The following is an 11725-nucleotide window of genomic DNA, read 5'->3' as shown; positions in this document are numbered from 1 at the left end:
CTGGTGCCATGGCTAGCCGCGCGGGCACAGTTGCCCAACCCCAGGACCTTGTTGACATCACTGCGCTCCTCGACGCGTATTACGACATGACGCCGGACCTGGGTGATCCCGGCCAGCGCGTCGTGTTCGGCACGTCCGGGCACCGCGGTTCCAGCCTCAAGGCGTCATTCAACGAAAAGCACATCGTGGCCATCACCCAGGCCATCGTGGAGTACCGCGCGGCGCAGGGGGTCACCGGTCCCCTGTTCCTGGCCAAAGACACGCATGCGCTGAGCGAGCCGGCGCAGAACAGCGCCCTGGAGGTCCTCGCCGCGAATGGCGTCCAGGTCCTCGTCGACGCACGGCACGGCTACACCCCCACCCCTGCCCTGAGCCACGCGATCCTCACGTACAACAGGAATGCCGGACCCGGCGCACCCCAGGCTGACGGCATCGTGGTGACCCCCAGCCACAATCCGCCCGCAGACGGCGGATTCAAGTACAACCCACCGCACGGCGGTCCCGCCGACTCCGACGCGACCGGCTGGATCGCCAACCGCGCAAACGAGCTGCTCGAAAACGGCCTGCGCGGAGTGAAACGTGTCCAGCTGGCAGACGCCATGGCCGCCGATACCACCGGCAAGTTCGACTTCCTCAGCAGCTACGTTGACGACCTGCCCTCGGTCCTCAACCTGGACGCCATCCGTGACTCGGGCGTCCGGATCGGCGCCGACCCCATGGGCGGCGCCGCGGTGGACTACTGGGGCGAGATCGGCGAGCGCCACCACCTGAACCTCACCGTGGTGAACCCCACCGTGGACCCGCAGTGGGCGTTCATGACGCTCGACTGGGACGAAAAGATCCGGATGGACTGCTCGTCGCCGTCCGCCATGGCGTCGCTGATCAAGCGGATGTCTGTTGGTGCGGACGGGAGCGCCGCCTACGACGTGGCCACCGGCAACGATGCTGACGCGGACCGGCACGGCATCGTCACCCCCGACGGCGGGCTGATGAACCCTAACCACTACCTCGCCGTGGCCATTGACTACCTGTACCGGAACCGCAGCGGCTGGAACCCTGGGTCCGTGGTGGGCAAGACCCTCGTGTCTTCCTCCATCATCGACCGCGTGGCCGGGAGCCTGGGCCGCAAACTGGTTGAGGTGCCGGTGGGCTTCAAGTGGTTCGTGCCGGGCCTGCTGTCCGGCGAGGGTGCGTTCGGCGGCGAGGAATCGGCCGGCGCCTCGTTCAACAAGAAGGACGGCAGCGTCTGGACCACGGACAAGGACGGCATCCTGCTGGCACTGCTGGCCTCCGAGATCACCGCCGTGACGGGCAAGTCCCCGTCCCAGTTGTACAAGGGTTTGACGGACCAGTTCGGCGCCCCGGTGTACGCCAGGATCGACGCGGCCGCAACGCGTGAGCAGAAGGCCAAACTGGGCAGGCTCTCGGCTGCCGACGTCACGGCGACGTCCCTGGCAGGCGAAGAAATCACGGCGAAGCTCACGGAGGCGCCGGGCAACGGTGCTTCCATCGGCGGCCTCAAGGTGGTCACGGAGAACGCCTGGTTCGCGGCCCGCCCGTCCGGCACAGAGGACGTCTACAAGATCTATGCGGAGTCGTTCAAGGGCGAAGAGCACCTCAAGCAGGTGCAGGCAGAGGCCAAGGCGCTGGTGGACGGCGTCATCGCCTAGCCGGTTTCCCGCCCCAAGGGACCAGAGGCGGAGGACCAGAGGCGGAGGACGCGCCGGATGGTGTGGTCCCCATCCGGCGCCATGTCCACCAGCGCAATCCGGTCAAGCTCGACGGCGTCGCCCGGGTTCAGGCGCTTTGTTCCGTGGTGTGAAACGTGCGGGCGGTAGCCGGTAAGGGTATGGCGCGGCGTCAGGATCCTGCCGTCCACCGCTGCCACGGCCCGGACGAGTTCCTCATGAAGGGTTTGGAGCGCAGGGTCCGGCCGCACGAGGCTGACGGCCACGGAGCCGTTCCGGCCGAACGCGGCGTCCTCCCCCACCGACAGGTGAGTACCGAGGGCCGCTGTTGCGGGTACTTCCGCAAGGGCGGCGACGCGTTCGGCGGGGCCGGCACTGTCCGGACCGCCGACGTCGAACCTCACCAGGGTGACATGCAGCGGCCAGTCTGTGCGCGGGAAAACCGCGCCTTCGGCCACCGGTTCCACGAACGCCACGAAGATGAGGTTCCGCATAGGCCCAGTCTCCCACCCCTGCCACCCTCCCCCTTCAGACGCTCTCTCACTTCCTGCGCTTAAACCCAAACGCTCTCTCACTTCCTGCGCTCAAAACCCAAACCCTCTCTCACCGGGTAGTTCACCAGGTGAGAGAGCGTCTGCGAAAGGGCGCAGAAAGTGAGAGAGCGTCCGTGCGGGTGGCTGGGTCAGACGGTGCGGACCACGTCCTGGTAGGCGAATTTCGGCTTGGCTTCGCCCCAGGCGTCTTCACCGGGCTGGCCGATGTTGACCACCAGGAAGCTCTTCTGCTCGCCGGCCGGGAAGAAGGCTTCGTCGATGGCACCGAAGTCGGCGCCGGTCATGGGACCTGCCGCAAAGCCGAGGGACCGGACGGCCAGGATGAAGTAGCCGGCCTGCAGGTGGGCGTTGTTGTTGCCAGTGGCTGCCGCAAGCTCGGGGTTGGCGTCGTACATGGCCTTGGGGGCGTTGTAGCCGGGCAGGAAGTTGTCCCACTCGCCGGCCCAGTCAGTGTCGTAGCTCAGGATGGCCACCAGCGGGGCGGACGCGGTCTTGGCGCGGTTGCCGGGCATGAGGGCGTCCACGAGCTTCGCGCGGGCCTCGGCGGAGCGGACGTAGGTGACGCGCAGCGGCTGCGAGTTGAAGGCGGTGGGGCCGAACTTGGTGAGTTCGTAGATGGCCTGGGCCTGTTCCTCGGTCACTTCACCGGTGAAGGTGTTGGCCGTGCGGGCCTCGGCGAAAATGGCGTCGACGGCGGCCGAATCGATAACCGCTTCTTCATGGGCAATGGTCATTGGCTTACCTTTCGCTGCGCCTCCCCGCGTGCCGGGTTGGCCTCTTCGCTTTCCATAGTTGCAACTTCAAGTTCTGGCGTCCTCTTCCCGTGACGGCACGTGACCTTAGCCACAGGATTCCGGGCGGTATTCTGGTGGCAGTCATCTTCGCCACCGGCGGCACCCCCTGAAAGGCCCCTCCCATGAGCATGCTCGGAATCAAGTGGAAGCTGCACGGCACCGGCAAGTCCATCAAGCCCGGCCACGTGGTGGCACCCGACGAACGGCTGGCCTGGCCGCTGACCATCGGCGTGGGCATGCAGCACGTGGTGGCCATGTTCGGCGCCACGTTCCTGGTGCCCATCATCACCGGCATGCCGCCGGCCACCACGCTGTTCTTCTCCGGCATCGGCACGCTGCTTTTCCTGGTGATCACCAAGGGCCGGGTCCCCAGCTACCTGGGTTCGAGCTTCGCCTTCATCGCGCCCATCATGGCGTCGCAGCAGCAGTTCGGAGTGCCGGGAGCCCTGGGCGGCGTGATCCTGGCCGGAGCCGTCCTCGCCCTGGTGGGCGCCATCGTGCAGAAGTTCGGCGCCGAGTGGATCAACCGGCTCATGCCGCCCATCGTCACCGGCGCCATCGTGGCGCTGATCGGCCTGAACCTTGCTCCCGCCGCGAAACAGAACTTCGCCGCCGCGCCGGTCACCGCCGTCGTTACCCTTGCCACCATCATCCTGGTCAGCGTCCTGTTCCGCGGGATCCTGGGCCGGCTCAGCATCCTGGTGGGCGTGGTGGTGGGTTACCTCGTGGCCATGCTCCGTGGCGAAGTCAGCTACGAAAAGATGGACGCGGCTGCCTGGGTGGGCCTTCCCCAGTTCCAGACCCCCGAGTTCCACGTCGGCGTCCTGGGCCTGTTCGTGCCGGTAGTCCTGGTGCTGGTGGCGGAAAACATCGGCCACGTGAAGTCCGTAGCCGCCATGACGGGGCAAAACCTCGACGGCGTCTCCGGGCGTGCGCTGATGGCCGACGGCGCCGCCACCGTCCTCGCCGGCATCGGAGGCGGTTCGGGAACCACCACCTATGCCGAAAACATCGGCGTTATGGCCGCCACCAAGGTGTATTCCACAGCCGCCTACTGGGTTGCGGGCATCTTCGCCATCCTTCTCAGCTTCTCACCGAAGTTCGGTGAGCTGATCGCCACCGTCCCGCCCGGCGTGCTGGGAGGTGCGGCCACCATGCTGTACGGCATGATCGGCATCCTCGGCGTGAAGATCTGGGTGCAGAACAGGGTCAACTTTTCCAACCCGGTGAACCTGACAACCGCTGCCGTGGCGCTGATCATCGGCATCGCGGACTACACCTGGACCGTCGGCGACCTGACGTTCACGGGCATCGCGCTGGGCTCGGCAGCCGCGCTGGTGATTTACCACGGCATGCGAGCCATCGCGAAGGTCCGGGGGACGGTGGCCGAACCGGAGTCCGAGCAGGCAGGACTGCCGCCGGCGGTCAAGGCGGCAGTCAACGCTGCGGCGAAACGGGCTCCCAGGAAGCGGTAGGACTAGGCCACTTCGTCAGGCCGGTTGAGTCCGAAGACCGGCCCCGGCTTGGGCCGCTTGGCTTCCAGCGACTCGTCGGACCCATGCGGCAGGATCCGGCGCAGCACCCAGGGGAAGAAGTATTGCCGGGCCCACACCAGGTCTTCCGCCCGGGCCTGGGTCCAGCCATGGCCAGGCACCGGCCGCGGCTGGAGCGGCTCGAGCGTGTGCGGCACTTCCAACGCGTTGAGGGTGGCGACGGCAACGGCATGGTGGCCCAGCGGGGACAGGTGCAGCCGGTCCGGGTCCCACATCCGGGCATCCTGGAGCTCGGGCAGGCACCACAGGTCAACCATGGTCACGTGGTGGCGCAGCGCAATCTTGTGCAGGTGCTCGTTGTAGATGGCCATCCTCCCCCGGATCTGGCTGAACACGGGGGTACTGCCCCAGTCCGGCCCCGCGAACAGGAGGACAGTGGCTCCTGTGGCGGCCAGCTTTTCCACCGCCTGGTCCATGTGCCTGGCGAGTTTGTCCGGATGGCCGCGGCGGAAAACGATGTCGTTCCCGCCGCCGGACATGGCGATCAGGTCAGGCCTTAGCGCCAGGGCCGGAGCCAGTTGCACGTCCAGGATCTGCCGCAGCAGCATCCCCCGGACCGCGAGGTTGGCGTAGGCGAAGCCGGGCTGGCCAGCGCTGAGTTCCTCCGCCACGCGGTCCGCCCAGCCGCGCAGTCCGCCGGGGCTGCGCGGCTCGGGGTCGCCCACACCTTCGGTGTACGAGTCTCCGAGTGCAACAAACCGGTGCCAGGGGTGCCGTTCCCCGGTACCGGCCCGCAGGTCCTGCTCTTCCGTCGTCATGCCGTCCTCCTTCGCACGGTTGAAGGCGGGCGTTGCTTCTTTGCAGTACCCGCCGCAGGTGACGTCTGTGATGGTTGGTCCAGCTCCGCGGGCGCCAGCAGGCGGAAGTCCTCGACGCCGTCGGGCAGTTCCTGCCTGAACCCGGGCGCCCCCGCCCCAGGCCGGTCCATGGCCGCGACGGGCGCGACGACGTTAAGGGCCGCGTCCCTCAGGTCCAGTTCGTGATGCAGCGCCTGCGTCTGCAGGAACCGCAGGGCCCCCTCCCGGCTCAGGCCGTACTCGTTCATGAGGCTGCGCACCGCCAGGTCCACCAGGACCAGCGAGCTTTGCACGACGGCGATCCCCGCCGTCGTTTCCGCCCTCTCGGCCACGCGGACCACCACACGCAGGGCCCGCGACACCTGGTGCACGTAGCTCCGGCTCCTGACGAGGTCGTCACTGGTGAAGGTGTGGGGCGCGGAGGCGTACAGGTTGATGGCTGCACTCGCTCCGCCTTCGGACACGATGGGTGCTGACAGCAGTGACTGGACGCCATGGCTGGCCGCCGCGCTTGAATAGCCTGGCCAGCGGCGGTCCCGGCTGAGATCGGACAGCAGGACAAATGCACCGGTGCGGAGGGCTTCCATCAACGGCCCGTCCGCGAAGGAGCACTGCTCCCGGTCCGCCTCGCGTGCCTGGTCCGTGCTGGCGGCGAGGGTATGCGCCTTGCCAAGGCGGAAGAGGGTGGCAGCCCAGGCGATACCCCGGCGTTCACCCTGGATATCCGTCATGAAGTCGCGGGTGACTTCCCAGAGGTACGTCTCGACATCCTTGCTGTCGAAAACGGGCTCCGGTGGCATTGGAAGAGGTCCCCAGCCAACCTGCCCCGTGGGTTCAGCGGCCATTCTCCACGCCTTGCTTGAAGCACTCCGGCCTACTGCAAAACCTTCTTCTAAGAATACGTCCCGCAGCCACGTTGCAGGCACTTTCGGGCAAGTTTTGGGGCTTTCGTCCCAGAACCTACGCCCGGGCGAGCCAGTTCACGGACATGTCCCGGGCTTCCGTGCCACCGGTCCGCACCGCCTCCTGCGTGTATCCGCCGGTTGCCAGGGTGGTGACCACGTCGCCGAAGACGTGGTCGGGGTCGAGGCGGCGGAGTTCTTCGGCGAGGCAGTCGCGGAGGCTGCGGCGGGGCAGGGAGATGCGTTGGGCTGGCTGGCCTGGTTGGGTGAGCTCGGCGACGGAGAGTCCGGGGCGGAAGAGTTGGACGTCGCCGCCGGGGCGGCTGAGGCGCACGCGGCGGATCCCGGTGCCTGCGGGGTCCGCGACGATGGTCACGGGTGCGTCCAGGGACAGGGTGAGCCACGCGGCGAGCAGGATGGTGGAGGGTGAGTCCGAGGCTCCTTCGACCGCGACGGCGGTCACGGGGGAGGTGTCCACCTCGTCCAGGGCTGCGGCGAGTTGGATCCGCCAGTTGGTCAGCCGGGTCCAGGCGAGGTCGGTGTCGCCGGCCTTGTAGGTGGCGCGGATGTTCTCCAGCGCGGCCTGGGGGTCGGGTTCGTTCGCCGAATCAGTGATCCGGCGGTGCGCGATCCTGCCGATCGAGGTTTCGCACGCGTTTTCGGGTGCCCCGTGCGGCCACCAGGCCACGATCGGGGCGTCCGGGAGCAGCAGCGCGGCGACCAGGGACTCGGATTCGTGGGCGAGCTGGCCGTAGCCGCGCAGCACGATCACCTCCGACGCGCCGGCGTCCCCGCCCACCCGGATCTGCGCGTCCAGCCGGTCCGGATGCTCCTTCCCGGCGTCGGCCAGGACGATGATCCGGCAGGGGTGTTCCCGGCTGGCCTCGTTCGCGGCCTCGATCGCTTCTTCCTCGAGCCCGGACGTGGTGACCACCACCAGGGTCAGGACCCGGCCCAGGGCGATCACGCCGCCCTGCTCGCGCAGGGCCATGATCTTCTTGGACACGTTCGAGGTGGTGGTATCGGGCAGGTCTACGATCATGGCCTTCTCCAGGTTCGTCCGTCACGGGCCAGCAACTCATCCGCGGACGCGGGGCCCCAGCTGCCGGGGGCGTAGGGCTCGGGCTGCCCGGGCAGGGACGCCCAGTACTCCTCGAACGGGTCAAGGATCTTCCAGGACAGCTCCACTTCCTCATGCCGGGGGAACAACGGCGGCTCGCCCAGGAGCACGTCCAGGATCAAACGCTCATACGCCTCCGGTGAGGATTCGGTGAACGAGTGCCCGTACCCGAAGTCCATCGTCACGTCCCGGACTTCCATCTGCGTGCCCGGGACCTTGGACCCGAACCGGATCGTGGCGCCCTCATCGGGCTGGACCCGGATCACCACCGCGTTCTGCCCGAAATCATCATCACTGTGGTCACGGAACAGCAGGTTCGGGGCACGCTTGAACACCACCGCGATCTCGGTCACCCGCCGGCCCAAACGCTTCCCGGCCCGCAGATAAAACGGCACACCGGCCCAGCGCCGGGTATGGATATCCACCCGGATCGCCGCGAACGTCTCGGTGGTGGAATCGGCCGGGATGCCCTCTTCCTCCAGGTAGCCCTGGACCTGCTCCCCGCCCTGCCAGCCGCCGGTGAACTGCCCCCGCGCGGAGTGCGTGGACAGGTCCTCGGGGAACTTGACGGCGGCGAGGACTTTTTCCTTCTCCGCCCGCAGGTCATCGGCGTTGAAGGAGATGGGCTCCTCCATCGCCGTCAGCGCCAGCAGCTGGAGCAGGTGGTTCTGGATCACGTCGCGGGCCGCGCCCACGCCGTCGTAATACCCCGCCCGGCCGCCGGTGCCGATGTCCTCGGCCATCGTGATCTGGACATGGTCCACGTAGTTCGCGTTCCACAACGGCTCGAATAACTGGTTCGCGAACCGCAACGCCAGGATGTTCTGCACCGTCTCCTTGCCCAGGTAATGATCGATCCGGAACACCGCATCAGCCGGGAACACCGACTCCACAATGTCATTCAACGCCCGGGCCGACTCAAGGTCATGCCCGAACGGCTTCTCGATCACCACCCGCCGCCACTTATCCCCGTCAGCCTGCGCCAGCCCATGCCTGGACAGCTGCCGGCACACCTGCTCGAACGCCTTGGGCGGGATCGACAGGTAGAACGCGTGGTTCCCCCGGGTGCCCCGGACATCATCGAGTTCCTTGACCGTCTCGCCAAGCCGCTCAAACGCCGCGTCGTCGTCGAACTCACCCTGCACAAAACGGATACCCTCGGCCAGCTGGTTCCACACCGCCTCATCAAACGGTGTCCGCGCATACGACTGCACCGAGGACTTCACCTGACCGGCGAAATCCTCATCACTCCACGCCCGGCGCCCAAAACCCACCAACGCGAAACTCGGCGGCAACAACCCCCGGTTCGCCAGGTCATACACCGCCGGCATCAACTTCTTCCGCGCCAAGTCACCAGTAACCCCAAAGAGCACCAACGACGACGGACCGGCAATCCGGTTCAAACGGCGGTCACGGGGATCCCGGAGCGGATTACGCCCCCGGCGCGGGCCGGCCAGCAGTGATATTCCGGTCATGGGATTCCTTTCCACGCGGTGAGCGGGTGCACCTGTTGCACAGCAGAAGGGCAGACGGCACAGCGGCCCCACCCTGCCGGGTGGGACCGCCGGATTTCCAAAAGGCCGGGCTAGCTGATTGCGGCCTGGAGTTCCTTGGCTGCCAGTGCCGGATCTGCAGCGCCGTAAATGGCACCGCCGGCCACGGCCACCTCGGCGCCCGCCTGCTGTACTGCTGCGATAGTGGTGATGCTGACGCCACCGGCCACGGAGAACGGCACCTGCGCCTTCTCACCGGCACGGAGGAGTCCGTTCAGGTCAAAGCCGGGCTTTGCCTGTTCGTCCAGGCCGGCGTGGAACTCGACGAAGGTGGCACCGAGTGCACGGACTTCCTGTGCGCGGGCGGCCTTGTCCGGCACGCCGATCAGGTCCACCACGATGCCCTTGTTGTGCGCCCGCGCTGCCTTTACGGCGCCTGCGATTGTGGAGTCATCGGCGCTGCCCAGTACGGAGACAAGGTCGGCGCCCGCTTTGAAGGCGATGTCCGCTTCGAGCTCACCGGCATCCATGGTCTTCATGTCCGCAAAAACGGTCTTGTCCGGGTGGGCTTCCTTGACGGCGGTGACGGCGCCCAGGCCTGCTGCCTTGATCAGGGGCGTGCCCAGCTCGATGATGTCAACGTATTCGGCCACCTTGCCGGCCAGTTCGAGGGCATCCTCAACCGTGAGCAAATCCATGGCTACCTGAAGTTTCATTGGTACTGCTTTCTGTTAGGGGTTCTATAGGGGACGGAAAAGGGTTCTATTCGAGGTTTGCGTGGCGCAGCCACAGCTGTTCGGCCGGGACATCAGCGGTGTCCCACAGGGACTGGAACAGCGCTTCTGTTGCCACGAACAGCACCTGCTCGAAGAGGCTGCCGGAGTACTGGCGGGAGACGCCGGAGCCGTGGTCAGTTTTCTGCTGGGCGGGGACAACCACGACGACGTCCGACAGGCCGGCGAGCGGCGACCCGGGGTTTGCCGTGAAGGCGACGATCCGGGCGTTGGCCTTGGAGGCTGTCTCGGCGGCTTTAACCACCCCTGACGTGGTACCTGAGCCTGAGGCGACCAGGAGAAGGTCGCCTTCACGGATCGCCGGCGTGGTGGTATCGCCGGCAACGTGCACCACGAGGCCAAGGTGCATGAGCCTCATGGCAGCCATACGCAGCACCAGTCCGCTGCGGCCTGCGCCGGCAACGAACACCCGGTTTGCCCGGGCCAGTTCGGCGGCTGCCCCGTTCAGCTGCCCCGGGCGGATCTGCGCGGTTGTGTCGGTGATCTCCTGCAGGACCAGGGAAATGTTGCTCCCGATGGCTTCACCGGCAGCTTCCACAACGGGTTCCGTCAGAACGGTGGTCATCAAGTCTCTCCTCCTTCAGTGGGGCCTGCGTTCCATGCTCCGGCAATTGAGGGGTAGGTGAAACGGTAATTCGGGATGGTTTAAACCACCCTTTCGGGTAGGTAGTACCGGGGATGCTCGCGTAAGCTGGCGTGATGAGCGAGCATCCCCCGTCCGTTGGGCCTGTTGTTACCAGCCCCCGCCCCGCCCCTCCTTGGCCGCTGCTTGCTGCCATCGCCGGGATCGTGGAAGCGCCGCTCTCCGGCATTGCGGAACAGCTCCGGGAGGCGGTGCTCCCCTACGCAGGCGGCAACGCACTGGTGATCTTCACCGAAGAGTGCACCGGGCGGCCCCAGAAAAAGGCCGGCGATGCGGAGATCATGGACCAGGTGTCCATCGCCGAACTGCAGCACGTGCGGGCAACACTGACAGACCAGGGCCGCGCCTGGCTTGGGGAGGCACCGGTAGCGGGCAGGACCCGGCGGATCCTTGCGCTCACCTACCTGCCCAGCAATGCGCTGCTGGTCATCACCTACCCGGAGTCCGCTGACCCGGGCTTGCCGGACGCGGCCAACCTGCCGCTGGTGACCTACCTGTGGGAGCTCGCCGCGCGGCGCATCCAGGAGAAGGTCAACGACGCCCCGCCGTCCTACCTCGTCGAATCCCGGGCAGCGTCGGCGGAGCGGCTCCGGGTGACCAGTGAACTCGTTGACCTGCATTCAACGACCCTCGAGACACTGCTGGCAGCGGCGCGGTCACCCTCCCTCGACGACGCTGCGGCCCGCACCACCGTCACAGACGTAGCGGCAAAAGCCCTGGTGGAGTTGCGCACACACAACGACCGGACCACTGAACTGATAGAAGAACCGGTGGCCACGGCGTTTGCGCGGCTTCGGGAGGATCTCCGTCCCCTGACCCGCTTGAGCGGGATTGACGTGCAGTTCATCGAACCGCCGCTGAACGGCAGGGCACTGCCCGGCGAGGTGGCCACTGCGGCGCGGGCCATCGTGCGCGGTTTGCTGCTGGCGATGATGGAACAGCCGGAGGTCCGCCGCGTCCGCACCCAGTGGGACTGCGACGGCGAGAACCTCCTCATCAACGTGCGCGACGACGGCCGGGGCGGCCTCGCCCCGGACGCACCCAACATCGGGCGGCTGGACCGCAGGGTTCAAGCCCTGGACGGGAAGATGGAAATCGACCTCATGCCCGGCTGGGGCGCGGACATCTCGGTCACCCTCCCCTTGGATCCGCCCGCGGCGCCCGGCGACATCACCGCCTGGAACCTTGCGGCCCGGGAACTGGAGGTACTTCAGCTGCTCGCTGCCGGCCAGCGGAACCGCAACATTGCCTCAGAGCTCAACATCAGCGAGAACACCGTCAAGTTCCACGTCCGTAATCTTTTCCGGAAGCTTCAGGTGACATCCCGCACCGAAGCCATCGCCCTGGCCCACAGCCACGGCCTGAGGTGATTCCGGGCGCGTGGCAG

General features: G+C 66.9%; 11 protein-coding genes. 3 read left to right on the top strand and 8 right to left on the bottom strand.

What is annotated here, in order from left to right:
* Window positions 1-8: 8 nt before the first annotated feature.
* Window positions 9-1670 carry a phosphoglucomutase (alpha-D-glucose-1,6-bisphosphate-dependent) gene (gene pgm, locus AC5RUU_RS09960; protein WP_493975048.1) on the top strand — a complete coding sequence of 554 codons (1662 nt, stop codon included), beginning with the start codon at window positions 9-11 and terminating at the stop codon, window positions 1668-1670.
* On the opposite strand, the gene AC5RUU_RS09955 is transcribed toward pgm, so the two are convergent.
* Together AC5RUU_RS09955 and AC5RUU_RS09950 are read right to left on the bottom strand one after the other, a co-directional pair.
* Window positions 1667-2182 (bottom strand): 2'-5' RNA ligase family protein, encoded by a 516-nt coding sequence (locus tag AC5RUU_RS09955; RefSeq protein ID WP_493975047.1) that lies wholly within the window; start codon window positions 2180-2182, stop codon window positions 1667-1669. The genes pgm and AC5RUU_RS09955 overlap by 4 nt on opposite strands.
* Before the next feature lie 188 nt (window positions 2183-2370).
* Window positions 2371-2976 (bottom strand): malonic semialdehyde reductase, encoded by a 606-nt coding sequence (locus tag AC5RUU_RS09950; protein ID WP_493975046.1) that lies wholly within the window; start codon window positions 2974-2976, stop codon window positions 2371-2373.
* A gap of 182 nt (window positions 2977-3158) precedes the next feature.
* On the opposite strand from AC5RUU_RS09950, the gene AC5RUU_RS09945 reads away from it, so the two are divergent.
* Window positions 3159-4511: a uracil-xanthine permease family protein gene (locus AC5RUU_RS09945; protein WP_493975045.1), complete on the top strand. Its 1353-nt coding sequence runs from the start codon at window positions 3159-3161 to the stop codon at window positions 4509-4511.
* Window positions 4512-4513: 2 nt separating this feature from the next.
* On the opposite strand, the gene AC5RUU_RS09940 is transcribed toward AC5RUU_RS09945, so the two are convergent.
* The 6 genes from AC5RUU_RS09940 to hxlB form a co-directional block, all read right to left on the bottom strand.
* Window positions 4514-5347 carry an SGNH/GDSL hydrolase family protein gene (locus tag AC5RUU_RS09940; RefSeq protein WP_493975044.1) on the bottom strand — a complete coding sequence of 278 codons (834 nt, stop codon included), beginning with the start codon at window positions 5345-5347 and terminating at the stop codon, window positions 4514-4516.
* A complete protein-coding gene (locus tag AC5RUU_RS09935; RefSeq protein ID WP_493975043.1) occupies window positions 5344-6231 on the bottom strand; it encodes a GAF domain-containing protein in 888 nt (295 codons plus the stop codon). Before AC5RUU_RS09935 ends, AC5RUU_RS09940 begins: the two co-directional genes overlap by 4 nt.
* 115 nt (window positions 6232-6346) lie before the next feature.
* Window positions 6347-7330, bottom strand: a complete 984-nt coding sequence (locus tag AC5RUU_RS09930) for a glucose-6-phosphate dehydrogenase assembly protein OpcA (RefSeq protein ID WP_493975042.1) — start codon at window positions 7328-7330, stop codon at window positions 6347-6349.
* A complete protein-coding gene (zwf, locus tag AC5RUU_RS09925; RefSeq protein WP_493975041.1) occupies window positions 7327-8883 on the bottom strand; it encodes a glucose-6-phosphate dehydrogenase in 1557 nt (518 codons plus the stop codon). The genes AC5RUU_RS09930 and zwf overlap by 4 nt, the downstream gene beginning before the upstream one ends.
* 110 nt (window positions 8884-8993) lie before the next feature.
* Entirely contained in the window at window positions 8994-9617 is a 624-nt protein-coding gene (gene hxlA / locus AC5RUU_RS09920) for a 3-hexulose-6-phosphate synthase (RefSeq protein WP_493975040.1), read from the bottom strand.
* Window positions 9618-9663: 46 nt separating this feature from the next.
* Entirely contained in the window at window positions 9664-10260 is a 597-nt protein-coding gene (hxlB, locus tag AC5RUU_RS09915; protein ID WP_493975039.1) for a 6-phospho-3-hexuloisomerase, read from the bottom strand.
* A 134-nt stretch (window positions 10261-10394) separates the two neighbouring features.
* Here hxlB and AC5RUU_RS09910 point away from each other — a divergent pair, with 134 nt between their 5' ends.
* Window positions 10395-11708 (top strand): helix-turn-helix transcriptional regulator, encoded by a 1314-nt coding sequence (locus tag AC5RUU_RS09910; protein ID WP_493975038.1) that lies wholly within the window; start codon window positions 10395-10397, stop codon window positions 11706-11708.
* Window positions 11709-11725 lie beyond the last annotated feature (17 nt).

It is taken from the genome of Arthrobacter sp. K4-10C, assembly GCF_059090085.1.
Note: the sequence above shows the minus strand (reverse complement) of the source record. Positions and strands in the feature narration are given on the sequence as shown.

Excerpts from the sequence above, each read along its gene's own strand:
- pgm (WP_493975048.1), top strand. The coding sequence starts at position 9 with ATGGCTAGCCGCGCGGGCACAGTTGCCCAACCCCAGGACCTTGTTGAC.
- AC5RUU_RS09955 (WP_493975047.1), bottom strand. The coding sequence starts at position 2,182 with ATGCGGAACCTCATCTTCGTGGCGTTCGTGGAACCGGTGGCCGAAGGC.
- AC5RUU_RS09950 (WP_493975046.1), bottom strand. The coding sequence starts at position 2,976 with ATGACCATTGCCCATGAAGAAGCGGTTATCGATTCGGCCGCCGTCGAC.
- AC5RUU_RS09945 (WP_493975045.1), top strand. The coding sequence starts at position 3,159 with ATGAGCATGCTCGGAATCAAGTGGAAGCTGCACGGCACCGGCAAGTCC.
- AC5RUU_RS09940 (WP_493975044.1), bottom strand. The coding sequence starts at position 5,347 with ATGACGACGGAAGAGCAGGACCTGCGGGCCGGTACCGGGGAACGGCAC.
- AC5RUU_RS09935 (WP_493975043.1), bottom strand. The coding sequence starts at position 6,231 with ATGGCCGCTGAACCCACGGGGCAGGTTGGCTGGGGACCTCTTCCAATG.
- AC5RUU_RS09930 (WP_493975042.1), bottom strand. The coding sequence starts at position 7,330 with ATGATCGTAGACCTGCCCGATACCACCACCTCGAACGTGTCCAAGAAG.
- zwf (WP_493975041.1), bottom strand. The coding sequence starts at position 8,883 with ATGACCGGAATATCACTGCTGGCCGGCCCGCGCCGGGGGCGTAATCCG.
- hxlA (WP_493975040.1), bottom strand. The coding sequence starts at position 9,617 with ATGAAACTTCAGGTAGCCATGGATTTGCTCACGGTTGAGGATGCCCTC.
- hxlB (WP_493975039.1), bottom strand. The coding sequence starts at position 10,260 with ATGACCACCGTTCTGACGGAACCCGTTGTGGAAGCTGCCGGTGAAGCC.
- AC5RUU_RS09910 (WP_493975038.1), top strand. The coding sequence starts at position 10,395 with ATGAGCGAGCATCCCCCGTCCGTTGGGCCTGTTGTTACCAGCCCCCGC.